Annotated in this window: 20 protein-coding genes and 2 tRNA genes; 14 read left to right on the top strand and 8 right to left on the bottom strand. The window is 45.9% G+C overall.

Annotated features, from left to right (window positions below; translation table 11 throughout):
• Positions 1–7: 7 nt before the first annotated feature.
• From dnaQ to AOC28_RS02955, 5 genes are all read right to left on the bottom strand, one after another.
• On the bottom strand, positions 8–718 hold the full coding sequence (gene dnaQ, locus AOC28_RS02975) for a DNA polymerase III subunit epsilon (protein WP_072582471.1): 711 nt from the start codon (positions 716–718) through the stop codon (positions 8–10).
• A complete protein-coding gene (locus AOC28_RS02970) occupies positions 718–3,816 on the bottom strand; it encodes an efflux RND transporter permease subunit (RefSeq protein WP_072582470.1) in 3,099 nt (1,032 codons plus the stop codon). The genes dnaQ and AOC28_RS02970 overlap by 1 nt, the downstream gene beginning before the upstream one ends.
• Entirely contained in the window at positions 3,813–5,123 is a 1,311-nt protein-coding gene (locus AOC28_RS02965; RefSeq protein ID WP_072582469.1) for an efflux RND transporter periplasmic adaptor subunit, read from the bottom strand. The genes AOC28_RS02970 and AOC28_RS02965 overlap by 4 nt, the downstream gene beginning before the upstream one ends.
• Positions 5,124–5,234: 111 nt before the next feature.
• On the bottom strand, positions 5,235–5,699 hold the full coding sequence (rnhA, locus tag AOC28_RS02960) for a ribonuclease HI (protein ID WP_072582468.1): 465 nt from the start codon (positions 5,697–5,699) through the stop codon (positions 5,235–5,237).
• A gap of 9 nt (positions 5,700–5,708) precedes the next feature.
• Entirely contained in the window at positions 5,709–6,527 is an 819-nt protein-coding gene (locus tag AOC28_RS02955) for a class I SAM-dependent methyltransferase (RefSeq protein WP_072582467.1), read from the bottom strand.
• A 6-nt stretch (positions 6,528–6,533) separates the two neighbouring features.
• Between AOC28_RS02955 and gloB the strand changes: the two genes are divergently transcribed.
• From gloB to AOC28_RS02920, 7 genes are all read left to right on the top strand, one after another.
• A complete protein-coding gene (gene gloB / locus AOC28_RS02950; protein ID WP_083564207.1) occupies positions 6,534–7,343 on the top strand; it encodes a hydroxyacylglutathione hydrolase in 810 nt (269 codons plus the stop codon).
• The gene (locus AOC28_RS02945; protein ID WP_072582466.1) at positions 7,343–8,779 is read left to right on the top strand and encodes a transglycosylase SLT domain-containing protein; all 1,437 of its coding nucleotides are present in this window, start codon (positions 7,343–7,345) and stop codon (positions 8,777–8,779) included. The genes gloB and AOC28_RS02945 overlap by 1 nt, the downstream gene beginning before the upstream one ends.
• Positions 8,780–8,811: 32 nt before the next feature.
• Entirely contained in the window at positions 8,812–10,695 is a 1,884-nt protein-coding gene (locus AOC28_RS02940) for a propionate--CoA ligase (protein ID WP_072582465.1), read from the top strand.
• A 247-nt stretch (positions 10,696–10,942) separates the two neighbouring features.
• A complete protein-coding gene (carA, locus tag AOC28_RS02935) occupies positions 10,943–12,127 on the top strand; it encodes a glutamine-hydrolyzing carbamoyl-phosphate synthase small subunit (protein ID WP_072582566.1) in 1,185 nt (394 codons plus the stop codon).
• On the top strand, positions 12,127–15,390 hold the full coding sequence (gene carB, locus AOC28_RS02930; RefSeq protein WP_072582464.1) for a carbamoyl-phosphate synthase large subunit: 3,264 nt from the start codon (positions 12,127–12,129) through the stop codon (positions 15,388–15,390). Before carA ends, carB begins: the two co-directional genes overlap by 1 nt.
• Before the next feature lie 58 nt (positions 15,391–15,448).
• The gene (gene greA, locus AOC28_RS02925; protein WP_072582463.1) at positions 15,449–15,925 is read left to right on the top strand and encodes a transcription elongation factor GreA; all 477 of its coding nucleotides are present in this window, start codon (positions 15,449–15,451) and stop codon (positions 15,923–15,925) included.
• The gene (locus tag AOC28_RS02920; RefSeq protein WP_072582462.1) at positions 15,925–16,398 is read left to right on the top strand and encodes a DUF4149 domain-containing protein; all 474 of its coding nucleotides are present in this window, start codon (positions 15,925–15,927) and stop codon (positions 16,396–16,398) included. Before greA ends, AOC28_RS02920 begins: the two co-directional genes overlap by 1 nt.
• Positions 16,399–16,426: 28 nt before the next feature.
• Here AOC28_RS02920 and AOC28_RS02915 read toward each other — a convergent pair whose 3' ends face one another.
• Complete coding sequence (locus AOC28_RS02915; protein WP_072582461.1) at positions 16,427–17,053, bottom strand: YhbY family RNA-binding protein; 627 nt, start codon at positions 17,051–17,053, stop codon at positions 16,427–16,429.
• Positions 17,054–17,179: 126 nt separating this feature from the next.
• On the opposite strand from AOC28_RS02915, the gene AOC28_RS02910 reads away from it, so the two are divergent.
• The 4 genes from AOC28_RS02910 (at position 17,180) to glmM (ending at position 22,140) form a co-directional block, all read left to right on the top strand.
• Positions 17,180–17,854, top strand: a complete 675-nt coding sequence (locus AOC28_RS02910) for an RlmE family RNA methyltransferase (RefSeq protein ID WP_072582460.1) — start codon at positions 17,180–17,182, stop codon at positions 17,852–17,854.
• A 146-nt stretch (positions 17,855–18,000) separates the two neighbouring features.
• Positions 18,001–19,878, top strand: a complete 1,878-nt coding sequence (ftsH, locus tag AOC28_RS02905) for an ATP-dependent zinc metalloprotease FtsH (RefSeq protein ID WP_072582459.1) — start codon at positions 18,001–18,003, stop codon at positions 19,876–19,878.
• Between the two features lie 49 nt (positions 19,879–19,927).
• Positions 19,928–20,767, top strand: coding sequence for a dihydropteroate synthase (gene folP, locus AOC28_RS02900; protein ID WP_072582565.1), 840 nt, complete (start codon positions 19,928–19,930; stop codon positions 20,765–20,767).
• 29 nt (positions 20,768–20,796) lie between these two features.
• Positions 20,797–22,140, top strand: coding sequence for a phosphoglucosamine mutase (gene glmM / locus AOC28_RS02895; RefSeq protein ID WP_072582458.1), 1,344 nt, complete (start codon positions 20,797–20,799; stop codon positions 22,138–22,140).
• A 7-nt stretch (positions 22,141–22,147) separates the two neighbouring features.
• Here the strand turns inward: glmM and AOC28_RS02890 are convergent, their stop codons facing one another.
• Positions 22,148–24,175 (bottom strand): TonB-dependent receptor, encoded by a 2,028-nt coding sequence (locus AOC28_RS02890; RefSeq protein ID WP_143143862.1) that lies wholly within the window; start codon positions 24,173–24,175, stop codon positions 22,148–22,150.
• A 129-nt stretch (positions 24,176–24,304) separates the two neighbouring features.
• Positions 24,305–24,646, bottom strand: coding sequence for a hypothetical protein (locus AOC28_RS02885; protein ID WP_143143861.1), 342 nt, complete (start codon positions 24,644–24,646; stop codon positions 24,305–24,307).
• Between the two features lie 87 nt (positions 24,647–24,733).
• On the opposite strand from AOC28_RS02885, the gene AOC28_RS02880 reads away from it, so the two are divergent.
• From AOC28_RS02880 to AOC28_RS02870, 3 genes are all read left to right on the top strand, one after another.
• A tRNA-Pro gene (locus AOC28_RS02880) sits at positions 24,734–24,810 on the top strand.
• A gap of 36 nt (positions 24,811–24,846) precedes the next feature.
• Positions 24,847–24,923, top strand: a tRNA-Arg gene (locus tag AOC28_RS02875).
• A gap of 518 nt (positions 24,924–25,441) precedes the next feature.
• The gene (locus AOC28_RS02870; protein ID WP_072582455.1) at positions 25,442–26,299 is read left to right on the top strand and encodes a hypothetical protein; all 858 of its coding nucleotides are present in this window, start codon (positions 25,442–25,444) and stop codon (positions 26,297–26,299) included.
• The last annotated feature ends 83 nt before the right edge of the window (positions 26,300–26,382 follow it).

Here is a 26,382-nt window from a genome sequence, read left to right as displayed (position 1 = left end):
CTACTAATTAGGCAGTAGCATTTAAAGGACTCCAAACGGGGTCCTTTTTACTTGCCTTGGCAATTTCTGCCAAGATTTTTTCATGGCTTTCAAGGTCATCATCTGATGCAGACAGCACCATGAGATTAGTTGGTAAAGCTTTGGTATGACCAGTAGAGTCTGCTCCCACTGTGTAGTCAATCAGATCAATCGAAAGGTCTTCTTGACCCCTTGTCATCGATACGTAAACTTCAGCTAGTAACTGGGCGTCTAATAACGCGCCGTGCAAAGTACGGTGTTTATTACTAATTGAAAAGCGTTCACACAGCGCATCTAATGAATTGCGCTTTCCAGGGAACATTTGACGCGCGTCGAGCAGTGTGTCGGTAATCTTGGAGGCTAAATTTCTGAAGGGGGGGCGCTTTAGAAGGGCAAACTCGTTATCTAAGAATCCCAAATCGAAGGCTGCGTTATGAATCACAATTTCAGCGCCATCTACAAACTCAATTAACTGCTCAACGATGTTTGCAAAGATTGGCTTATCAGATAAAAACTCTCTAGAAAGTCCGTGGACCGCAAATGCGCCAGCATCAATATCACGCTCAGGATTGATGTAGTAATGGAAAGTTCTATCGGTAAGTCGACGACCAACCATCTCAACGCAGCCAATTTCAATAATGCGGTCGCCGGTGGCTGGATTAAGGCCAGTAGTTTCGGTATCGAGAATCACTTGACGCATCAGGTGCTCTCAAGAACAGAGGTAGGAATATCCATAGGACCATTGCCTGCGTATTTATCGAGATAAAGGTAGATCACAGGAGTAATGATCAGCGTCACGAATTGTGAAAAGATCAGGCCGCCTGCAACGCTAATGCCTAAAGGTTGACGTAACTCTGCTCCAGCACCCAGCCCAAATGCGATCGGAAGTGCACCCATGAGAGCGGCAACGGTTGTCATCATAATAGGCCGGAAACGCAAGATACATGCTTCACGAATGGCTTTTTCAGGAGACATGCCTTGGTTACGTTGAGCATCTAAGGCAAAGTCAATCATTAAGATCGCATTTTTCTTAACAATGCCGATCAATAATAAAATACCGATCGATGCAACGACTGTTAGCTCGAAGCCAAAGATGCGCAAAGCAAGGATGGCGCCAATCGCAGCAGATGGCAAACCAGCCAAAATAGTCAGCGGATGAATGTAACTCTCGTAAAGCACGCCAAGTAATATATAAATTACGCCTAGAGCCGATAGAATTAGTATCAGCTGACCTGATTGGTTGCTTTTAAATACTGCCGCATCTCCACCGTAACTCGTAATGATGGAAGCGGGTAAGCCAATTTCCTTGGTGTATTCCTCAATCTTTTTCGTGGCGTCACCAAGGAAGACATCAGGAGCAAGGTTGAATGACAGGGTTACAGCCGGAATTTGCCCTTGATGGTTTACGGCGGTTGGGCCGATTTCACGAGTGAAGCTAGCTACGCTAGATAGTGGAATCAGCTTGTCGGTTGCGCGACCTCTTACAAAAATCTTATTCAGATCCGTCTCATATTGACGATCTTCTTCAGCAGCTTCTAGGATCACGTAATAAGTATTCACTGGTGTGTAGATAGTAGATACCTGCCTCTCACCGTAGGCAGAATAGAGGGCTGTACGGATGTCAGCAATCGTAACGCCGGCACTAGCCGCTTTTTCACGATCAATATTGATCTTGACGTTGAGACCTTTTAGCTGTGAGTCACTGGTAACGTCACGGAAAAGTGGGTCGGTACGCATCTTTTGCATCAACTTATCAGCCCATTCATTCACGCCTTCAAAGCCAACACTTTGCAAAGTAAATTGGTAGCGGCTTTTACTATTTTTGCCGCCAAGCTGTAAATTCTGGACCGGACGCATGTAGACCTGAAGGCCGGGGATCTCTTTAAATTTATTTCTTAATCCCTCCATCACCTGAGCCATCTTAGCGCGATCGCCCTTGGGCTTAAGAATGATAAAAATCCTGCCGGTGTTGTAGCCTGAGCTCGCACCACCGCCAATGACTGAAATAGAGCTATCCACATTCGGGTCTGTATTCACTAGTTCTGCAGCTCTATCCTGAAGTGCCAACATCGCTTTAAAGGAGATATCTTCAGATGCCTCAGTAGTTGCTTGAATTTGCCCAATATCTTCTTCTGGAAAGAAACCCTTCGGGCTATAGACAAACATCACCACGGTAATGACAAAGGTGGAAAGGGCGCCCCATAAGACTTTCTTACGATTATTAAGGGCCAGATCTAGGTAGTGAATATAGGTTTTCAGCATCCAGTCAAAGACGCGATCAAACTTCTTGTTGATGGCATATTCCTTGGCATGCTGACCTGGTTTTGGTAGGAAGCGACTGCAAAGCATCGGCACAACCGTCAGCGATACGACTGCTGATACCAAAATTGAAAGGGAAACCACTACCGCAAATTCTCTAAACAGAAGGCCAATAGGACCAGCCATAAAGAAGAGTGGAATAAATACAGCCACCAAAGAAATAGAAATGGAAATAATCGTAAAGCCCACTTCTTTGCTACCTTTGAGGGATGCTTTGAGTGGGTCCATACCTTGTTCAACATAACGCATGATGTTTTCAAGCACCACAATTGCATCATCAACAACCAAGCCTACAGCAAGCGTAATACCCAGAAGCGAGATGTTGTCTAAGCTGTATCCCAAAAAATAGAGCAGAAAGAATGCCCCGATCAGTGAGATTGGAAGGCTGATAGAGGGAATAACTGTCGCCGAAACATGTTTCAGGAACAAGAAAATTACCATAACAACCAACAAGATCGTTAAAGCCAATGTGAGATTAACGTCATGTATCGCTTCTAGAATGGAGAGCGAACGATCATTCAACAATTGCAAACGAACAGATTCCGGCATCTGCTTTTGTAATTGAGGTAGTAATGCCTTAACGGAGTTAACAACATCCACAGTATTCGCGCTCGGTTGGCGCAATACTGCAATCGCAATAGAGCGCTCTCCATTAGCACTCGCCAATGTTTTTACATCCTCGTAACTCTCGATCACATCGGCAACGTCCTTGAGGTAGATCGGAAGACCATTTTTTTGACTAACAATTAAATTGGCAAACTCTTCAGGTCCTACTAGTTGTGGGTTGGCATAAATAGTGATGGCCTGACGGGGCCCGTCTAAAACCCCTACAGGACTATTGGAGTTGGCTTTGTTGATAGCAACGGCGATATCGTCAATAGTGAGATTGCGGTTAGCAAGAGCGTCGGGATGCACTCGTACGCGAACCGCATAACGCTTTGCACCATAAACTAGAACTTGCGCTACACCACTAATGGTTGATAAGTTAGGTGAAAGTAAATTTTCTGCGTATTGATTGAGATCTGAGAGACTGATTGATGGCGAGCTCATGCGCACCACTAGAACAGGAGTGTCGGCTGGATTTATCTTCCGGTAGGACGGTGGCACCGTCATTTCAATCGGTAAGCGCTTTTGGGCTCTCAACAAAGCTGCTTGAACGTCAACTGCGGCTTTATCAATATCTCGATCGTTATTGAATTCCAAAGTAATGCTCGTACTGCCCAAAGAATTAGTGGAGCTAATTACGGTGATGCCATCAATCGTCGAAAATTCTTTTTCAAGGGGAAGGGCTACCGAGGCAGCCATATTTTCTGGTGATGCACCCGGTAAAGATGCGCTTACAGAAATAACTGGCGTATTAAAACTAGGTAGCGCAGCTACTGGAATTTTCATGTAGGCAACAGCCCCTGCGATGACTGTTGCTATCGAGAGCAACACCGTCATTACCGGGCGCCGAATACATAATTCGGATAGTGTCATTTTTTCTCTGGGGCTGTTGGAGTTGTTGAGGTAGTAGTTGCTTGCGGTGCAGCTGATTTATCCTCGCGGACTTTGCTTCCTGGACGCAAATTCTGCTTACCTTCAACCACTACTCTATCGCCATCATCTATACCGGTAACAACAGACAATCCTTGGTAGTCATAAACTACTTTCACGGGTTTGGCTGCAACTTTGTCATCCTTATCGACCACGTAAACCAATTTTCCGCGGGGATTGATCACTACTGCTTGCGATGGAATAGCTAAGGCATCCTTTAGAGTATTGGCCACTAGGGATACGCGAGCAAATTCACCTGGCAAGAGGGTTTTGGCGTCATTCGGGATTTGCGCTTTTACGCGTACCGCCGCGATCGAAGGATCGACTTGGTTATCAACGACCAGCACCTTTCCTTCGTAAGTTCTTTTGCCGCTATCGCCTACAGTCACCGTAACATTCATCGCATCACCATCTAACTGGTTCTCTAAGATGATCGGAATATCTTTTTCTGGAATGACAAATTGAACATCAATTGGGTTTAATTGAGTAATGGTCACCATGGATCCAACGCTGGATGTAGCAGTTGAGCTGGTCGCGGTGGAAACAATGTTGCTAGCCTGGACAAGGGAGCCCGGGAATACATTGACGATGCCAGCACGACCATCAATAGGGGACTTAATGTAATCAAAAGAAAGCTGCACTTCTGCCGCGCGGGCTGCTGCTTGTGCTGACTTGGCATTTGCCAACGTAGTTTCTAGAGCGGCTTTAGAAATAAAGTTTTTAGCAACCAATTCTTTGGCGCGTAAGTACTGTTTTTGAGCATCATCAGCAAGGGCTTTGAGCTTTTCATAGTTGGCTTTATCGTTGCGGTCATCCAAGGTAAAAAGCAGATCGCCAGCTTTAACTTCTTGACCATCTTTTACCTGAATTGTGGCGACGGTATTGGTGACCATTGGGCGAATGTCAACAATGCTATTGGAAACAATGGTGCCAGTTGCCTCAATGATTAGCGGCACATCTTTTTTCTGGACTACGAATGATGTTACGGTAACAGGGCCGCCAGATTTAGCAGAGGCTGGGAAAAAATAATCATATGCTTTTGAGCCCGCATAGAGTAAGAGCAGAATTAATAGCAAGCGCCATTTAAATCTGATCACAAAAGATTTTACTGTCGCGAAATCTAGTTTCTTAACTTGGTCTAATTGGGGTGAATATTTTTGCCAAAGGACGCATAAGCGAACTTTGCCAGCATCTTTTAATTGAACGAGTTTGGCAAACGCCTTATCGAGGGTGGATTCTATTTTTGACACAGTCTCGTTTTTCTAGGTTTTATGTGGGTTTTATGCTGTTTCTAAGCTATTTAGAGCACGATCATTCTCTCATAAGATGGCTGAAAAGGAAGCTGTCGACGAGCATATGCCCTATGGCAAAAAATCCTCAACACCCTTATTGGCCAACTGGTCGGCCAACTCATTTCCGGGGTGTCCGTTGTGCCCTCTAACCCAGTGCCAGGAGATCTCATGTCCTGGGAGCAGGGAGTCGAGCTCCTGCCAGAGATCTGCGTTTTTGACCGAATCCTTATTAGCGGTCTTCCAACCCCTTTTTTTCCAACCCTCTAGCCATTCTGTGACGCCTTTTTGGACGTATTGAGAGTCCGTCCATAGCTCGACGGTGCTGCGTTGTTTGAGAGCTTTTAAGGCAAAAATAACGGCACAAATTTCCATGCGGTTGTTGGTGGTGAGCTTTTCGCCCCCATAGATATGCTTTTCATGGCCACCCGATCTCAAAACAGCCCCCCAGCCCCCGGGCCCAGGATTGCCTTTACAGGCTCCATCGGTGTAGATCACGATGTGAGGGTGGTGAGGTTGGGATTTCGAATGCGGCATGGCAATAATTTACTTGGAATTCTCGTTTTTGAGACTTTTTTGCAGATTGCTTCTCTCGGCAGCAGGACTTAGCTGCTTAATGGCTGGTATGCGTACAAGTGATGCCGGGCCAATGAGACGTATTCCTTGTTGGCGCTTAATGGCTGAAACTAAAAAAACAGCGCCAAATATAGGCCACCAGCGATTCCCCATTTTTTCAAGAAAATTCATCTTGCCCATTGCAGATTCACCCTGCAGGGGAAATTTATAGCAACCAAAGTGACCGCGGTCTAAGGAAAAGTTAAGCAACTCTAGCCAATCTTTTATGCGGATGAGGCTAATAAATTGACCATCCCTTGGTAAATAAGGGGTTCCAACCAATCTACTGAGGTATTGTCTGGCACCCCACAGGCTTGCTGGGTTAAAGCCTGAAATAATTAAACGGCCTTCGGGTCGAAGCACTCGATCGACCTCCCGCAATATTTGATGGGGATCTGTAGCAAATTCCAAAACATGGGGCAGAACAATCAGATCCAGACTTTCACTGGCAAAGGGGAGATCTGTAGAGTCGCCTTCAATTAAATGCCAGTTGCAATTAGTTGCATGAGAGCGGCCATCGTTAGAGTGAATCAGGATGGCATGCAAAGGCATCCGATTTTCACTTAGTGAGTTGATTTGGGGTAGGCCTATTTGCACTGCATGAAAGCCAAAGACATCAGCAACAATTTGGTCAAAACACCGTTGCTCCCAAGCTAGAACATAGCGTCCAGGAGGGGATTGGAGCCATTTTTCCCATGAGCTCCAGGGAGGTGCAGGTGTCTGAGAGGGTATGGGTGGGGTTGGTATCATCGGTCTATGGATAAGAATACTTTATTGCAGGTTTGGCCCATTCCGGCTTTTGATGATAACTATATCTGGTGCATTCACGATGGCAGCTCTGCTTTAGTGGTGGATCCAGGTGATTCAGCACCAGTTTTGGAGTACCTGAGCTCAAATCATTTGACCCTCAAGGGCATTCTCATTACCCACCACCATGCAGACCATACGGGTGGCATTCTCAACTTATTGCAAAGTTTGGGTGCAGATCTGCCTGTTTATGGCCCAGTTGGTGACAATATTCCAGGTCGTACTAATGTCGTAATGCAGGACGATAAATTTGAAATTGCTTCCCCACGCATTAGCTTGAAGGTTCTCGAAGTTCCTGGGCATACCTTAAGTCACATTGCTTATTTTGCAAACATGCAAGCAAATGTTGTTGAACCAATGCTGTTCTGTGGAGATACTTTATTCGCCTCGGGTTGTGGAAGATTGTTCGAAGGTACGCCTACGCAAATGTCCGAGTCGCTAGATAAGTTCGCTTTACTTCCAAAAAATACTTTGGTGTATTGCACTCATGAGTACACCTTATCGAATATTCGTTTTGCTTTAGCAGTAGAGCCTAACAACCTCAATCTACTCTCATGGGCCGACCAGGCTAAAGCTCTGCGAGAGCAGGGTTTGCCAACTCTTCCAACGACTATTGGACAAGAGCTGCAAGTTAATCCATTCATGCGCTGTGATCAAGCTGAAGTCATTGCAATGGCTAAGGAGGTTTCAGGTCAGACATCATTGCCAACGCCTGCACATGTATTGGCAGTCATTCGTGGCTGGAAAGATCGCTTCTAATGCGAATGATGTATGCAGTAGTAGTGATTACTGCCTTGTTAAGTGGTTGCGCTAGCACTGGCGACTGGTCTTCTGATACGCCAACTAGAGGGAATTCAAAAGCTTCTAGGGCTGCAAGGGTTAACCTCAAAAATCAATCCGTCAGCAAGGTTTATGCGCCTTCAGACAACCTGTGGATCCGCATTCGGGATGGCTTTCAAATGGAGCCCATGAATAGCCCGTTAGAGATCGAACAGGTTCGCTGGTTGGCTGCAAGACCAGACTATGTAAATCGCTCGATGACGCGTTCTTCACGCTATTTGTTTTACATCGTTCAAGAAGTAAATGCGCGCAATATGCCCACCGAGATTGCATTACTACCATTTGTTGAAAGTGCGTTTGTAACCAATGCAAAGTCAAATGCAAAGGCTGTGGGTCTATGGCAATTTATGCCTGCCACCGGCAAAGACTTTCGTCTCACACAAAACGTATTTAGAGATGAGCGACGAGATATTGTGCAGTCAACGGATGCGGCCTTGGATTACCTACAACGTTTGAATAATCAATTCGGTAGCTGGGAGCTCGCCTTAGCAGCTTACAACTGGGGTGCCGGCAATATTACGAAAGCGCAAAAGCGTAATGCCGCTGCAGGCTTGCCTATAGATTATGAGAGCTTGACCTTACCGCGCGAAACTAGAAATTACGTTCCTAAATTAATGGCGTATCGTCAAATTGTGTTGGATCCACAGGCATATGGCATTGTGCTTCCTGAGTTAGAAAATCACCCATATTTTGTTGCAGTTGATGTGGGTAGCGATATTGATGTTGCCCTAGTTATTAAGTTGGCCGATATACCAGCGGATGAATTTTATAGCCTGAATCCATCATTCAATAAGCCGGTTATTTTAAGTAATGCTAACCAGCAAATTCTGTTGCCGTTTGCGCATGCTGAGATCTTTCAAGATAACCTCAAGCAATACCCTAAACCTCTTTCGTCGTGGACTGCTGTTCAAGTATCCAAAACAGAAAGTGTTGATCAGGCAGCTAAAACGTTAGGGGTTGATGTAGATATTCTGCGCGAGGTCAACGGCATTCCAAGGGGAATGCGTATACGGTCGGGCTCTACCGTGCTGATCCCTAAAACCAGTCGCAGGCCGGGTGATGTTTCAAGTGCCATGGCAGAAAATGCTAGCCTCAGCTTAGAAAAGCCAGCTCCACCTGCACCCAAATGCCCCAAACCGGCAAAGGGTGCAAAAGGGGCTAAATCAAGTAAATGTGTAGCACCCAGAAACACCAAAACAGTAGATAAGGTCGCCTCTAAGGGTAATTCTTCTGGAAAAAATGCTGCATCTCAGCATAAATCCGCATCGACAGGGCTTGCAAAATCTGCGAAAAATGGTAGTTCACCTGCCTCAACCAGCAGCAACGCTAGTAAAGGGGTGAGCAAGAGCCAATAATTTGAGTAACTTTTTAAGAGATCAGGTTGACCATGTCCTACAAAGCACACCACGAACGTTCAATTAAAGACCCGGATGGATTTTGGGGTGAGCAAGCGCAGTTAATACATTGGGAAAAACCTTTTAACAAAGTTCTTAATTACGACAACCCACCATTTGCTAAATGGTTTGAGGGTGGCTCAACGAATCTTTGCTACAACGCAGTTGATCGTCACTTAAAAGATCGTCCTGATCAAATTGCCTTGGTTGCGGTTTCTACAGAAACCAATCAAGAGAAGGTATATACCTTTAAAGAGTTATACGAAGAAGTGAATCGTATGGCAGCAATTTACAAAGCAGCGGGCGTTAAAAAGGGTGATCGTGTACTCATTTACATGCCAATGATTGCTGAAGCTTGTTTTGCTATGCTTGCCTGCGCCCGCATTGGCGCCATTCACTCTGTTGTATTTGGTGGCTTTGCATCCCACAGCTTGGCATCTCGCATTGATGATGCAAAACCAAAGCTGATTGTTACTGCAGAAGCAGGTGCACGTGGTGGCAAAGCAGTTCCTTATAAGCCATTGCTTGATGAAGCAATTACGCTGGCTGAATACAAACCTGAAAAGGTTTTGATTGTGAATCGTGGTTTGACTGAATTCACCACCGTCGCTGGACGTGATTTAGATTACGCAAGCGAACGCCAAAAACATTTAAATGATGTAGTGCCTGTTGAATGGGTTGATGCAACACATCCTTCCTATATTTTGTATACCTCCGGTACAACTGGAAAGCCTAAAGGTGTTCAGCGTGATACAGGCGGCTATGCAGTGGCTCTCGCCGCCTCGATGAAACATATCTTTACCGGCAATGCTGGTGAGGCCATGTTCTGTACGTCTGATATTGGTTGGGTTGTTGGCCACAGCTACATTATTTATGCGCCATTGCTATCTGGTATGGCCACGATCATGTACGAGGGCACTCCCTTGCGTCCTGATGCAGGCATTTGGTGGGAGCTAGTAAATAAGTACAAAGTGTCAGTCATGTTTTCTGCTCCAACAGCAGTTCGCGTTCTGAAGAAACAAGATCCCGCTTTCTTAACCAAGTATGACCTTTCTAAATTGCGCGCTCTGTTCTTGGCGGGTGAGCCCTTGGATGAACCGACTGCCAGCTGGATTCATGGCGCAATTAATAAGCCAATTGTCGATAACTACTGGCAGACAGAAACAGGTTGGCCAATGCTTGCTATTCAACGTGGCGTTGAAGTCATGCCACATAAATTTGGTTCACCAGGTGTGCCATCATTTGGTTACAACATGAAGTTGCTTGATGACGCTACTTCCGAAGAGCTGGGTCCAGATCAGAAGGGTGTCATTGCTATTGAGGGTCCATTACCTCCAGGTTGCATGCAAACTATTTGGGGCGATGACAAGCGCTTTGTTAGTACTTATTGGGAAACAATTCCAGGCAAATTAATTTACTCCACCTTTGACTGGGGCATTAAAGACAAAGATGGCTATTTCTTCATCTTGGGTCGTACGGATGACGTGATCAACGTAGCTGGACATCGTCTTGGTACTCGCGAAATCGAAGAAAGTATTTCTAGCCATCCGAATGTTTCAGAAGTTGCCGTGGTTGGTATTGAAGATAAATTAAAGGGACAAGCCGCGATTGCCTTTGTGATTCCAAAAGATGCCTCCCATACTGCTACCTTGGAAGCGGAGTGCATGAAGACTGTAGACACCACCTTAGGGGCGATTGCACGACCTGGCCGGGTTTATATAGTTACGGCTTTACCGAAGACGCGTTCAGGAAAAATCGTTCGTCGTGCACTTCAGGCTGTAGCTGAAGGACGCGATCCTGGCGATATCAGCACGATGGATGACCAGTCTGTGTTAGCTCAAATTAAGACCATCATTGAGCAAAGCGCCAAGGCTTAAAACAACACCCATTTTTGGATAAATTGCTCTCCCAGCCATTAGGCTAGGGGAGCTTTTTACCTTCCAGCCCCCATTTGGCTGTATATCCAAGGGTTTACGAGCAAAAATGTTATGATTGCAAGGTTCGAAACTTAATAAATACCCTAGCGCTTAAAGACACTCACCACCCGCAAAAATATCCCCGGGCTAGTCTTTTGTGGGGTTTTGAGCGTCGGATGGAGCAGGGACTGGAGATGGTTTGTCACCCTTGCTTCCTTCTTTTCCCCCAGCCGTGTTGGCCCTAGCCGACGGCACATTATTTCCCGGTTTTAGCATTGGTGCCCCTGGCGAAACTACTGGTGAAGTCGTATTCAATACTGCATTGACTGGATATCAAGAGATCATTACTGATCCTAGCTACTCACGCCAAATTGTTACCTTAACTTACCCGCATATCGGTAATGTCGGTGTAAATGCTCAAGATGCGGAATCAGATCAGATTCATGCGGCAGGCTTGGTGGTGAAGGATCTTCCAAAACGCGTATCCAATTTCCGCTCAGAGGACTCCTTGGATGACTACCTTACCAAAGCTGGTGTTTTAGGGATTGCTGGCATTGATACACGCAAGCTCACCAGAACTCTGCGTGATAAGGGCGCTCAATCCGGCGCTATTGTTGCTGGCAAATTAGGTGATAGCTATGAATCTTTAGGCGCGAAGGCTCTTGAACTTGCTAAAGCTTTCCCTGGTATGTCAGGCTTAGATCTTGCAAAGGTTGTGACTACTAAGAAAGCCTATGAGTGGCGCGAGGCTGAATGGGATCTTCATGGGCCAAATGGCAAGCCTGCTTATAGAGCATTAGATACTAGCAAGCCAATCAAAAAGGTAGTTGCTTACGACTTTGGTGTGAAACGCAATATCTTGCGTATGCTGACTGAGCGTGGCTGTCAATTAACAGTTGTGCCAGCACAAACTAGCGCAGCAGAAGTTCTGGCTATGAATCCTGATGGCGTGTTCTTCTCAAATGGCCCTGGCGATCCTGGTCCTTGTGATTACGCTATCGCTGCCGCTAAAGAAATTATGGAAAAGGGTGTTCCGACCTTTGGCATCTGTTTAGGACATCAAATTATGGGTCTTGCAGCAGGCGCCAAGACATTGAAGATGAAGTTCGGCCACCATGGCGCTAATCACCCTGTAAAAGATCTAGATACAGGCCGTGTTGCCATCACTTCTCAAAACCATGGATTTGCTGTTGATGCCAATACATTACCAAGCAATATTCGCGTAACCCACGTGTCTTTATTTGATGGATCTTTACAAGGTTTGGCATGGAATGACAAGCCAGCACTGTGTTTCCAAGGACATCCTGAGGCCTCACCAGGTCCTCATGACATTGCCTATTTATTTGATCGTTTTGTGGAGCTAATGAATGCTGCCAAGAAGGAGGGCAAATAATGCCTAAGCGTAGCGACATTAAGAGCATCCTGATTATTGGAGCTGGTCCGATTGTGATTGGACAGGCCTGTGAGTTTGACTACTCTGGAGCGCAAGCTTGTAAGGCATTGCGTGATGAAGGCTACAAAGTTATTTTGGTCAACAGCAATCCTGCAACCATCATGACTGATCCAGAGATGGCTGATGTTACATACATCGAGCCGATTACTTGGGAGGTAGTTGAATGCATTATTGCTACTGAAAAGCCTGATGCCATTTTGCCAACCATGGGTGGTCAGACTGCACTGAACTGCGCGTTAGATCTGCACCGTCATGGTGTTTTAGAGAAATACGGCTGCGAATTGATTGGCGCTTCACCAGAAGCCATTGATAAAGCAGAAGATCGCCAAAAGTTTAAAGAGGCTATGACCAAAATTGGCCTAGGCTCTGCAAAGTCCGGCATTGCGCACTCAATGGATGAGGCTCACGAGGTTCAGCAGCAAATTCAGAAGCAAACTGGCAGCTCAGGTTTCCCGGTAGTCATTCGTCCATCATTCACCATGGGCGGATCAGGTGGAGGTATTGCCTATAACCGTGAAGAATTTGAAGAGATTTGTAAACGTGGTCTCGATTTATCACCAACACGTGAGCTCTTGATCGAAGAGTCTCTCTTGGGCTGGAAAGAATTCGAGATGGAAGTCGTGCGCGATCGCAATGACAACTGCATCATCGTTTGTTCAATTGAAAACTTTGATCCAATGGGCGTGCATACCGGTGACTCAATTACCGTAGCGCCTGCGCAAACGTTGACGGATAAAGAATATCAAATCATGCGTAATGCATCGATTGCTGTTCTGAGAGAAATTGGCGTTGATACTGGTGGGTCTAACGTTCAGTTCTCGATTAATCCAGTAGATGGTCGCATGATCGTCATTGAAATGAATCCAAGGGTATCCCGTTCGTCTGCTTTAGCATCAAAGGCTACAGGCTTCCCAATTGCAAAGATTGCGGCTAAATTGGCCGTGGGTTATACCCTTGATGAACTCAAGAATGATATTACTGGCGGCGCTACACCAGCATCATTTGAGCCTTCAATCGATTACGTTGTTACCAAGATTCCACGTTTTGCATTTGAAAAGTTCCCGCAGGCTGATTCCCGCCTAACAACGCAGATGAAGTCAGTTGGCGAAGTCATGGCCATTGGCCGGACTTTCCAGGAGTCTTTCCAAAAAGCGCTCCGCGGTCTTGAGGTTGGTGTTGACGGCTTGGATGAAGTATCCACAGACCTTGATGACATCATTAATGAAATTAATGAACCGGGCCCTGACCGCCTTTGGTATTTAGCAGACGCATTCCGCATGGGCATGGGTCTTGATGAGATCTATAGTGAAACTAAAGTTGATCCTTGGTTCCTGGAGCAAATTGAAGAACTGATCACCATTGAGACTGAGCTTAAGCAGCGCAAGATCGATAGCCTAACAGCCCCAGAGTTACGCTTTGTAAAGCAAAAAGGTTTCTCTGATCGCCGCTTAGCAAAGTTACTCAAAGTTGACGCTGCATCCGTTCGTGCTGCGCGCCATCGTTTAAATGTTGTTCCTGTCTATAAGCGTGTAGATACTTGCGCGGCTGAATTCTCGACTAATACTGCTTATCTGTATTCAACATACGAAGCAGAACATGGCGAGTGCGAGTCACAGCCAACCAATAAAGAGAAGATCATGGTTTTGGGTGGCGGTCCTAACCGAATTGGTCAAGGCATTGAGTTTGACTATTGCTGTGTGCATGCTGCTTTAGCAATGCGTGATGATGGCTACGAAACCATCATGGTTAACTGCAACCCTGAAACCGTTTCTACTGATTACGACACATCAGATCGCCTGTACTTTGAGCCACTAACTCTTGAAGATGTATTGGAGATTGTTGCTAAAGAAAAACCAAAGGGCGTCATTGTTCAATACGGCGGCCAAACTCCTTTGAAATTGGCTTTAGATCTTGAGCGTAATGGCGTGCCAATTATCGGCACTTCACCAGATATGATTGATGCAGCAGAAGATCGCGAACGCTTCCAGAAGCTACTACAGGATCTCGGATTGCGTCAGCCACCTAACCGTACAGCGCGTACTGAAGAAGAGGCTCTCAAGCTTGCCGAGGAAATTGGTTATCCATTAGTGGTTCGTCCTTCCTATGTCTTGGGTGGTCGTGCAATGGAAATCGTTCATGATGGTCGCGACCTTGAGCGTTACATGCGTGAAGCCGTTAAGGTATCCCATGACTCTCCTGTGCTGCTAGATCGCTTCTTGAATGATGCTATCGAATGTGACGTCGATTGCATCAGTGATGGTACAGCTGTATTTATTGGTGGCGTCATGGAACATATCGAGCAAGCCGGTGTTCACTCGGGTGATTCTGCCTGCTCGTTGCCTCCATATTCGTTATCCGATGCAACGGTAGAAGAGATTAAGCGTCAGACTGCGGCGATGGCTAAAGGTCTGAATGTAGTTGGCTTAATGAACGTCCAGTTTGCGATTCAGAATGTAGATGGCAAAGACGTCATTTATGTCTTGGAAGTAAATCCGCGCGCCTCACGCACCGTACCGTTTGTATCAAAAGCCACTGGTTTGCAGCTGGCGAAGATTGCTGCACGTTGTATGGTTGGTCAGACTCTAGAGCAGCAGGGTATTAAGGCTGAAGTGAAGCCGCCATACTTCTCAGTTAAGGAGGCTGTATTTCCATTTAATAAATTCCCAGGCATTGATCCAATTCTCGGACCAGAAATGCGCTCCACTGGCGAAGTGATGGGTGTTGGCAAGACCTTTGGCGAGGCTTTATTTAAGTCACAGTTGGGCGCTGGCATCAAATTACCGAAGAGCGGAACAGTTCTTTTGACCGTCAAAGATAGCGACAAGCCAAAAGCAATTGAAGTCGCTAAGTTGTTACATCAACTGGGCTTCCCGATGGTTGCCACTAAAGGTACTGCGGCAGCAATTGAAGCGGCTGGCTTACCCGTAAAAGTAGTCAACAAAGTAAAGGATGGACGCCCCCATATTGTGGATTTCATTAAGAATGGTGAGATTTCGCTTGTCTTTACTACTGTGGATGAAACCCGGACGGCGATTGCTGACTCTAGATCGATTCGAACCAGCGCTCAGGCTAATGGTGTTACGTATTACACAACCATCAGTGCCGCACGAGCGGTGATGGATGGTTTGTTGGCCTCTGAAAATGGCCGACTCGACTCCCTCGAGGTTTATTCCTTGCAAAACTTACATCGGGAGCTCATTTAATCTAAAATTAACTTTTATACGCGCGATTTTGCGCAAGAATTTAAGTTAGGTTAGTTTCATGAGCACAATTCCGATTACTAAGCGCGGTGCAGAACTTCTCAAAGAGGAGCTGCACCGTCTTAAACATGTTGAACGTCCTTCTGTTATTAATGCCATCTCCGAGGCTCGCGCTCAAGGTGATCTCTCTGAGAATGCTGAATACGATGCTGCTAAAGAGAAGCAGGGCTTCATTGAAGGCCGCATTCAAGAATTAGAAGGCAAGTTATCGGCAGCTCAAATTATTGACCCTGCTACTTTGGATGTTGCTGGCCGCATAGTATTTGGTGCTACTGTTGATCTTGAGGATTTAGAAGATGGCACTAAGCTCACCTATCAAATCGTTGGAGATGATGAGGCGGATATTGCCGTTAAGAAAATCTCCATCAGCTCACCGATAGCTCGTGCATTAATAGGTAAAGAAGAGGGTGACGTTGTTGCTGTACAAGCCCCAGGTGGCAATCGCGAAGTTGAAATCTTGGCTGTGCGTTACGTCTAATGCCCCACATCCGCACCCAAAGAATATTTAGCCTGATATCAGGTCTTTGGGTTGGTAGTTTCATCGCCATTGGATTTCTAGTGGTGCCTGTTTTGTTCTCTAGTTTGGGAGACAGACAGGTTGCCGGCATGATTGCAGCAAATCTCTTCAAAACCACTGCCTATATCGGTGTCGCCTTAAGCGCATTTCTAATGGTGATGGCAAATCACCTAGTAAGACGGGGTGGCGACCGTTACCGCATCGTTCGTTGGATCTTATTGGGAATGCTCGCATGCACTGTTGCTGCAGCATTCATCATTATTCCTTGGATGGATTCGTTGAGAGATCAAGCGCTCTATTCAGGCTTGTCGGTTCGCGAGTCCACTAATGCCACATTATTTTCACGCCTCCATGGTGTTTCTAGTGCAATCTTTATGATTCAAGCGGCACTTGGCCTAGCCTTGGTTTGGCGGGCAACAAAAAACGCCGACTAGCGGCGTTTTTGTATTTCACTTGCTTGAATTAAGAGCCAAGTGACTTTTTCTTAGTGCTGCTCATTCTGACTTTACGCTTCTTAATCGGTGCTGGCGCAGCAACCGCTTTTCTGTAGCCGGGAGAAGACCAGCCAATTTTTGACTCAGCCGCTTCAGAGCGTAAAACCCGCTTCTTAGGTGTTGCCGATTTCACTGCCGCAGCACGTGCAAATGGTGCCGCATTTGAAGCAGAGCGACGATCCGATCTTTCAGAGGTACTCGTGCGGACACCGGCTTTTGCTGGAGCACGATTTGGCTGGCGTTTCGTACGAGGAGCCTGCAAAGATTTTTTAGTTTGCTTACTTGATCTACCTAGATTACTAAAAGCCTCATCCACCATATCTTTTGGTTTCCACAACACAAGTAACTTGCCGATATGTTGAACTGGAGCAGCATCAAGTTTGTCGCAAAGCTCTTCATACATAGCAATACGTGCCTCACGCTCATCACCAAAAACACGGATCTTGATTAATCCATGATGATTGATGGCTAATTTAGCTTCTTTGATTACAGCAGGTGTTAAGCCATCGCCACCAATCATGACAACAGGACTTAGGTCGTGAGCGTCAGCTTTGAGGGATTTACGTTGTGCAGGGGTAATAGTGAGTGCAGTCATGGTGTTGATGATAGAGCATTGAGGGTCTAAATTGCCCTTTTAGCTTGAATTTGCCTGTATTTTGATCGATTCCTTTTGCTTTAGAGCTCAGAAACTAGGAAAATAGACGGCGAAAGTAGGTAAGTTTTGGCAAAGAATAAATTTAATAAAAGTTGGTTGCAGGATCATCTATCCGATCCCTATGTGAAGATGGCTCAAAAAGAGGGCTACCGCGCTAGAGCGGTTTATAAGCTCAGTGAAATTGACGAGCAAGATCATCTTATCAAGGCAGGCATGACTATTGTGGACTTAGGGAGCGCTCCCGGGAGTTGGTCTCAGTACGTCCGCAATCGCCTCACTGAGCTTGGTAAAAGCAATCCCAAAATTGAGTCAGGCAAGCCAGATGGTCAGATTATTGCCATCGATATTTTGCCAATGGAAGATATAGCTGACGTAAGCTTTATTCAGGGTGATTTTAGGGAGGAAGAGGGGCTGGCTGCTTTAGAGGCGCTTTTACCGAAGAGTGCCGAAGGCAAAGTCGATTTGGTTCTATCGGACATGGCGCCAAATCTTTCTGGGGTTGGTGTTGCTGATGCAGCCAGAATGGCTTTTTTAGCAGAGATAGCCCTAGACTTCGCTACCGCTCATCTGAAGCCTGAAGGTGCGCTTTTAATTAAATGTTTTAACGGTAGTGGCTATAGCCAAATAGTGGAATCCTTTAAAAAGGTCTTCAAAACGGTTGCCTCCCGCAAACCTAAAGCATCTAGAGCAAAGTCTTCTGAGATCTTCCTTTTGGGTAGAAACCTTAAACCTCCTAAATAGGCTCTAAACACTGGCTAATACCCCCATTTTTATAGGGTTTTATCAAATATATATGCCATTAGCTCTTGAAAAAGGGTGGTAGTAGAATCAAATACTTAGGAAGCAAATCGCTTTAACTCCTGGTTCACTCCAGAAAAGGACTCATTTTGAACAGCAATATGTTCCAAAAAATCGGCGTGTGGCTCATTGTGGGCTTGGTGCTTTTTACTGTTTTTAAACAGTTTGATAAGCCTAAGGACCAAACTCAGGTGACGTATTCCCAATTCATGGATGACGCTAAGGCCGGCAAAGTAAAGCGCGTAGATGTACAAGGTCGCACATTACAAGTTACGCCTGCTGACGGCACTAAATACTCCATCATCTCTCCAGGTGATATCTGGATGGTTGGTGACCTCATGAAATATGGAGTTCAAGTTACGGGCAAAGCTGATGACGAACCGAATATGTTGGTTTCTGCTTTGTACTATCTTGGCCCTACCTTATTAATTATTGGCTTTTGGTTTTTCATGATGCGCCAAATGCAAGGTGGCGGTAAGGGCGGTGCATTCTCCTTTGGCAAATCTAAAGCGCGCTTGATTGATGAGAATAGCAATACGGTTACCTTTGCCGACGTTGCAGGTTGCGATGAAGCCAAAGAGGAGGTCTTTGAGATTGTTGATTTCTTAAAAGATCCCCAAAAATTTCAAAAGCTCGGCGGTCGTATTCCGCATGGTGTGTTGCTTGTAGGGCCTCCAGGTACTGGTAAGACTCTTTTGGCTCGCGCCATCGCGGGTGAGGCTAAGGTGCCATTCTTCTCGATCTCAGGCTCTGACTTCGTGGAGATGTTTGTTGGTGTTGGTGCATCACGTGTTCGTGACATGTTTGAAAACGCCAAGAAAAATTCTCCTTGCATCATCTTTATTGATGAGATTGACGCTGTTGGTCGTCATCGCGGTGCCGGCATGGGTGGCGGCAATGATGAACGCGAACAAACACTAAACCAAATGCTGGTTGAGATGGATGGTTTCGAAAGTAATAGTGGCGTGATCGTAGTCGCTGCAACAAACCGCTCTGATGTGCTTGATAAAGCTTTGTTGCGTCCAGGACGTTTCGATCGACAAGTGCACGTAGGTTTGCCAGACATCCGTGGTCGTGAGCAAATTTTGCAAGTGCATATGCGTAAGGTTCCAATCGATCCTGACGTTAATGCTGCTGTTTTGGCTCGCGGCACTCCTGGTTTCTCAGGAGCAGATTTGGCGAACTTGGTAAATGAATCTGCATTGTTTGCGGCACGTCGAAATAAGCGTGCAGTAGATATGAAAGACTTTGAAGACGCTAAAGATAAAATTTATATGGGGCCTGAGCGCAAGTCAGCTGTTATGCGCGAAGAAGAGCGTCGCAACACCGCATATCACGAGTCTGGCCATGCTGTTGTAGCTAAGGTTTTACCTAAGGCTGACCCTGTTCATAAAGTTACCATCATGCCGCGAGGTATGGCGTTGGGTGTGACTTGGCAGCTACCTGAGTTTGATCGTGTGAACTTGTATAAAGATCGCATGATGGAAGAGCTGGCTATTTTGTTTGGTGGTCGTGCTGCAGAAGAGTTGTTCTTGCATTCTTCAAGTACTGGCGCTTCCAATGATTTTGAACGCGCTACGAAAATGGCTCGTGATATGGTGACTCGTTATGGCATGAGTGATAGCTTGGGCACCATGGTTTATGTTGATACCGAATCAGAAAGTATTTTTGGTCGCAACAGCACCAAAACAGTTTCTGAACTAACCCAACAAAAGGTAGATGCTGAAATACGTACGTTGATTGATAGTCAGTATGCTTTAGCTAGATCGATCTTGGAACAAAACCGAGATAAGGTTGAAGCGATGGTTGCAGCTTTACTGGAATGGGAAACTATTGATGCAGAGCAAATCAATGACATCATGGAAGGTCGCCCACCACGTGCACCTAAGCCACCTCCAGCAACTCAGTTTGGTAATTCCGCTGGTACTCCTGGCCCTGCTACTGGCAGCGCTCCAGCTACCGCTTAATTACACTATTTAGCTGTAGTCTTTGATGCATTATCAAAGCCTTCAAGAGATGCCCACAACTTGGCGTTGTGGGCGTTTTCTTTTTGATTTCTCCAAACGCAAGCGCCCGATTGTGATGGGCATTCTGAATGCAACGCCGGATTCTTTTTTTGATGGTGGTAAATTCAGAAGCGCTAAAGATGCTATTGCACAAGCGGAGTTAATGATCGAAAACGGGGTTGATCTCATTGATATTGGCGGGGAATCAACCCGTCCTGGTGCTGAACCAGTTGAGTTGCAAGAAGAGTTGGATAGAGTGCTTCCGGTTATTGAGGCACTGAAGGATTGCGGTGTGCCTTTATCAATAGATACCTACAAAGCAGACACAATGCGCCAAGCGTTGCATGCTGGTGTAGATTGTGTAAATGATATTTGGGCCCTCAGGCAAGCGGGGGCTTTAGAGGCTGTGATGGGCAGTCATCACTGCGGCATTGTATTAATGCACATGCAACGCGACCCCCTAACAATGCAATTTAACCCTGAATATCAGGACGTCATTGCCGAGGTCAAGCAGTTTCTAAATCATAGAGCGAAGCTTTTAATTTCGAAAGGCATCAGCAGTGACCGTATTGCTATTGATCCAGGATTTGGTTTTGGTAAGAGCTTGGAACATAACCTCAATATGCTGGCACACTTTGCTGACTTCTCGACATTAGGCTTTCCCGTATTGGCAGGAATTTCACGTAAATCGATGATTGGCAAAATTACCGGTAAAGATACCAACAAGCGACTTGCCCCAAGCATTGCCGCAGCAATTATGGCCGCCGATCGTGGCGCTCAAATTGTCCGGGTTCATGATGTTCCCGAGACTGTTGATGCCCTAAAGCTTTGGAGTGCTATAAATACTTAGTAACGCATCTAAGTTTTATAATGAAACCCATGAAAAAACAATACTTTGGCACTGATGGCATTCGAGGGGAAGTAGGCCAATTTCCTATCGTCCCGGAATTTATGACACGCCTTGGCTATGCTGCCGGCAAAGTATTAACACGTGAAGCCAAGCCGGGTGAACGCTGCAAAATTCTCATAGGTAAAGACACACGCGTATCAGGATATTTGTTGGAAGCTGCATTAGAGGCTGGGTTTGCTGCTGCCGGGGTTGACGTTATGCTCTGCGGCCCAATTCCAACCCCAGGTGTTGCGTACCTCACTAAGGCATTGCGTTTATCCGCCGGCTTAGTGATTTCAGCTTCCCATAATCCCTACCAAGATAACGGCATCAAGTTTTTCTCAGCAAAAGGCGATAAGTTGTCAGATGAGTTTGAGCTTGCCATTGAAGCAGAATTAGAAAAACCTATGGGTTGTGTAAATTCAAAAGAGCTTGGTAAAGCCTTTCGCTTAGATGATGCCGCAGGACGCTATATTGAGTTTTGTAAATCAACATTTCCAGGCGAGCTAAATCTTAAGGGGTTAAAGCTTGTAGTAGATTGCGCCAATGGAGCTGCATATCACACAGCCCCCCATGTTTTTCATGAGCTAGGTGCTGAAGTGATCTCCATCGGCGTGAGCCCGGATGGTCGCAATATCAATGATGGTTGCGGAGCAACTGCACCAGCAGCCTTAATTGCTAAAGTTAATGAAGTAAAAGCGGATCTAGGTATTGCTCTAGATGGAGATGCTGATCGCCTGCAAATGGTTGATGCTTCTGGTCGTTTATTTAATGGCGACGAGCTTTTGTATGTACTGGCAAAAGATCGTTTGGATCGTGGCCAGCAGATTGGTGGGGCTGTAGGCACTCTAATGACTAATCTTGCAGTTGAAAACGCTATTAAAGACCTAGGCATCGGTTTTGAGCGTGCCAATGTGGGCGATCGCTATGTTTTGGAGTTGCTAAAACAAAATGGTTGGATTATTGGTGGTGAAGGTTCTGGTCACTTGCTTTGCTTAGACCAGCACTCCACAGGTGACGGCACTATAGCGGCACTTCAAGTGTTGGCGGCAATGAGTCAAAATAAAAAAAGTCTTGCGCAACTATTGGACTCCGTCAAAGTATTCCCGCAGGTACTGTTGAATGTTAAATTCAAACCCGGTTACGACTGGAAGAGTGACGAGAGGCTCATCAATCAAATTACGAAGGTTGAGGCTGATCTTCAAAATATTGGCAGGGTTTTGATACGTGCTTCTGGGACTGAGCCTCTGTTGCGAGTAATGGTGGAGACTCAGAATGGCGATGTTGCTTTGAGCGCTGCTAAGAGTATTGCTGACTTAGTCCCAACGGCATAGTGCGTTCTTAAAAGGCAGCCCTAACGCCAACCATCAAACTTCTTCCTGGTTGTGGCGCATATAGCCTCACTGCCATCGGTGAAGTTGCATATCGAATCTCTTCATTCAGTAGGTTCTTTAGAATCAGATAACCCGTCCAATTGACCTTTCCAATTCGTTCTGTATAGGAAAGATTGGCATTCACTAGGTTGTAACTCGGTGCAGGACCAATTTCCCAGCTGGCTAATTTATTTTGTTGATAGCTGTAAATATAGGTGGCGCTTGTTAACCAGCCGTTACGTTGGTAAGCCAATTCAGTGCCTAGACGTGGCGCTGGTTGAAGTGGAAGATTGCCTCCAGAGGCAAATGTTCCTTGGGATACATCCCCAAACAATCTACCTCCAACACCGGTTTCATTCCAGTTATAACTAAGCTCTGCCTCTGCACCTTGAATGGAGGCATTTGCTTGAGAGGCTTGAACTACTGAAAAGTTTTCATTGGCTTGGCTATAGGCGCCAGTGTAGTAGCCATAGATGTAGTTACTAAATTGGTTCCTGTAAATACTAGCTTTGCTACGGATTACTCCCAAGCTTTTCTGAAAACTCAGTTCTAAATTATGTGATGTTTCTGTGCTTAGGTTTGCATTGCCGATATCGAATGTTGCGGTTGAATCATGCGGCCCATAGGAGTAAAGCTCTTGTGCAGAAGGCGCTCTTTGGGAAATTGTGTAGGCAAGACCTAGGCCGTAACCTTTGACAATATCGAACATTCCACCGGCTGAATAGGACATTAAATTAAATTGTCTACTCTGTAGTGATGGAGGACCATAAGATGTCGGGACAAATTCCTGACTGCTTACACTTGGAAACTGAGTCCCAGAATTCGGATTTTGGGTGGTGTAGCTATAGCGAGCCCCGAGACTTGTTTTTAAAGGGCCGTATCGACCTTCTTCAACCAAAAATAGGGCACTTGCATTTGATTTTGTCTGCGGAACAATGGCGTAATTATTCGTAGATAAATCCGTGGCATTCAGAGTTGACCCGGCAATTTGTGCGCCTAATAAGCCCTTAGACCCCAGCAATTCTTTGTGTGCCAACTCTAGCCTAGCTTCAGTGGCGGTGTTGTTCCATTGGGTGGAGGCAACCCCATTGTTAGTAAATTCAGTGTGTTGGTAATTGGTATTAGCGGCACTAATTTTGACCGAGCTAAAGCCATCAAACGGATCATTGGTTTGGTGGGCAAAATCGTAACGATTCTGAGACTGCTGAATAAAACCACCCTCAGCAGTAGGAATTCCGTAGTTATGATTCAAACGCTCTAAAGAGATGCCAGTGTATCCATCCGAGCGAACGTAACTCCCGCCTAGGCCCATGCTATTTTCATTGCTAAAAGAAAAGGGTAACTTGCCGCTATAAGGAATATTCACTGGCTGACCGGGGTTGATAGACCAATTGGCATTTGGCCCGCCTTGTTCTGCAAATCCTGGGATGCGATAGTTATTAGAATTACTAATCGACGAATCGAAATGGAGTGCTAAAGGTCCGGCAGGCGCATCTAATTCAATATTGGCAGTCTTGCCTTGATTCACTGTTTCGTAGCTAGTATTGAGTGCGCCAGATACTGCATCGGGCATTGAGGTGACAATGCGATCATTCACAACGTTTACTAGTCCACCACTAGAACCTGAGCCATACTGCAGTGCTGCTGCACCCCGTAATATCTCAATTTGATGGGTATTTTGCATGGGACTAGCAACCGCATGATCTGCAGAGATACTGGAGACATCCCCAGCAGCCAAACCATTTTGCAGAATCTGTACTCGTGCACCGTCTAATCCTCGTATGACGGGTCTAGAGGCGCCCGCACCATAACCAGTTGCAGATATTCCCAACTCATTGGCAAGTGTTGCTCCTAGCGTTCCGGAAAGTTTATTTTGAAGCTCATCTCCAGCCAATACTTTATTGGGCGAGAGGAATCCTTGGCCACCTTCTCGCGCTCCTGTGACATCTAGTTGAGGCAAAGCCTCTGCTTGGTTTTGAGACCAAGCAGGATTCATTAGCAAAATACAGGCCAGCGCTATTAGGTGGGTACAAGAAAATTGTTTAAAACGATAATTCATATTCATCCAGATTCACCAATACATGGTGAGGAATTAAAACGGAGGTGCGCAATAGAGCGCCTTGTTTTAAAGAATGAAAGTGGGTGGAGCGCGTGAGTGGTAAGAGTTACCAGCCAAACTTCGTAACGAAGGATTGCTTGAATTCTGTAGATTTGAAGCGCTGATCAGAATAACTGCAGCTTCAATGTGATTGCTTTGTACAAATCCTGCAAGTGAAAGTGCGTCAAATAAATGACAGGTATCAGAGCTGTGCTTGAAACTCTTATCAATATTGTTAGAGGTATTAGCTTCAAAGACTTGATTTTGGAAGCCGGCATGAGAAATGCTATGTGAGAGGCCTATCCAGTGGGTGCCAAGCAAGCAAAATACTAGCAGTGCCGCTGTAAACGCAGCATGAATTTGCTTCATAAATTTGCTTGAAAAATAGGCAATCATGGGACGAATCTTACAGGATTTGCCCTGAATGGCCCTCTCGGTGTAGAATATGGGTTCCGTCGGAGTGTAGCGCAGCCTGGTAGCGCACCTGCTTTGGGAGCAGGGGGTCCAAGGTTCGAATCCTTGTACTCCGACCACTTTCCCTTATTGTTCTAGATATACCCAGCATATAACTGCCCATAGCTCAGCTGGATAGAGCAACGCCCTTCTAAGGCGTAGGTCGCACGTTCGAATCGTGCTGGGCAGGCCAAATTCTCTTATTTACTGCTTTTCTGGGCTTATTTCAGGCAGGTTAATTGTGTCTTATTGGCTCAATCATGATATGAGCTTGGCTAGCGTTGGGATGGCCTTTGGTAGGGCGTAGGTGATCCTGTGTGACTATTAGCGACTCAGCGACTCAGATGAAATTTTGACCCTAGTAATCTAGTATCGGTTTGACCCGACTCGGAAGTGTCCGGTTACGTGACGGTCAGGTGGCTCTTATAGGGTAGTTTGGGGACGCTAAAACAGGGTAATTGGGGGTACAGGGTGGGGGCGGAGAACTGCCAGAAGTGGACCTCTATCAAATATAAAAGACCTATTCAGCTGCGCATTAGCACTTTAGATCAACTTATTAAATGATTGCTATCTATTGCTGCTTTTTTGGAGTACTGTTCACCCACACCAAGGCTGATAACTGTTACAGCACTTGATTTTTTCCATCCAGCGTAACAGTCGTCCTCTCTCGCGAATTAGAGTAGTTCTCTCCCCCTTAAGAAATTTTCAATTATGTTTAAAAAACTTGCATTGGCAAGTTTTATGGTATTCGTATTCAGTCAGCCATTAGCTCAAGTTTCAGTGAGTACTGCTGGAGGAACTACGGGTGGTGCAGTTACCTCATCTCCAATTAGTAACTCTACAGTCGGCGCTATCAGCAATACCAACTCGACAGGGGCATCAACAGCCACAGTCGGCAACCTCACTACTGGTCAATCCAACTCAACAGTAGGCAATTTAAGTACGGGTGCCTCCACATCAAGTGTGGGGAACTTGACTACTGGAGCGTCATCCGTTGGTAATACCACTACGGGTGCATCTACTTCATCAGTCGGTAACCTCACTACAGGGGCATCAAGCGTAGGCAACACCACAACTGGGGCATCTACCTCTAGCGGTAACTCATCAGGCAATACCACGATCACATCAAACTATACAGCTCCCAAAATTCCAGTAGCTACAGCAGTGGCTCCATCCAATTTTCCAACTGCTCCTTGCATGGGGTCATCGTCTATCGGCGGCTCTGCTGTTTTATTTGGTTTTAGTGCTGGGTCCTCATGGGAAGCAACAGAATGCATGACATTTGAAGCTGCAAGATCATTTGATCAGGCTGGCATGCATGACGATGCACTTGCTATTAAATGTACCAGTAAGTATTCAGCCGTTGCACCTAGTTGTATCAAACTCAAGCAGCAGGAGTTACAGGCTCAGCAACAAGCGTTAGTTCAGCAATCTGAATACGACTTAACAAAGCCAGCAAACATAAATCTTATTAAGGGAATCTATAGTGAGACTATTGACCCCGTAACTGGTTTTATTACCATCATTGATACTCGAGACTCTCGCAGTCGTATTGGAGCAATCCGGTAATGTGTTTTATAGGTTTACCCGACAAAATAGACATCCGACCGCCTGCAGATACAATGCCCGATCCATGGCATTCCACTCCGAAC

It is taken from the genome of Polynucleobacter sp. MWH-Adler-W8, assembly GCF_001889925.1.
In the GTDB taxonomy this organism is placed as follows: Bacteria; Pseudomonadota; Gammaproteobacteria; order Burkholderiales; family Burkholderiaceae; genus Polynucleobacter.
This window is presented reverse-complemented; position numbering and strand designations above follow the sequence as displayed.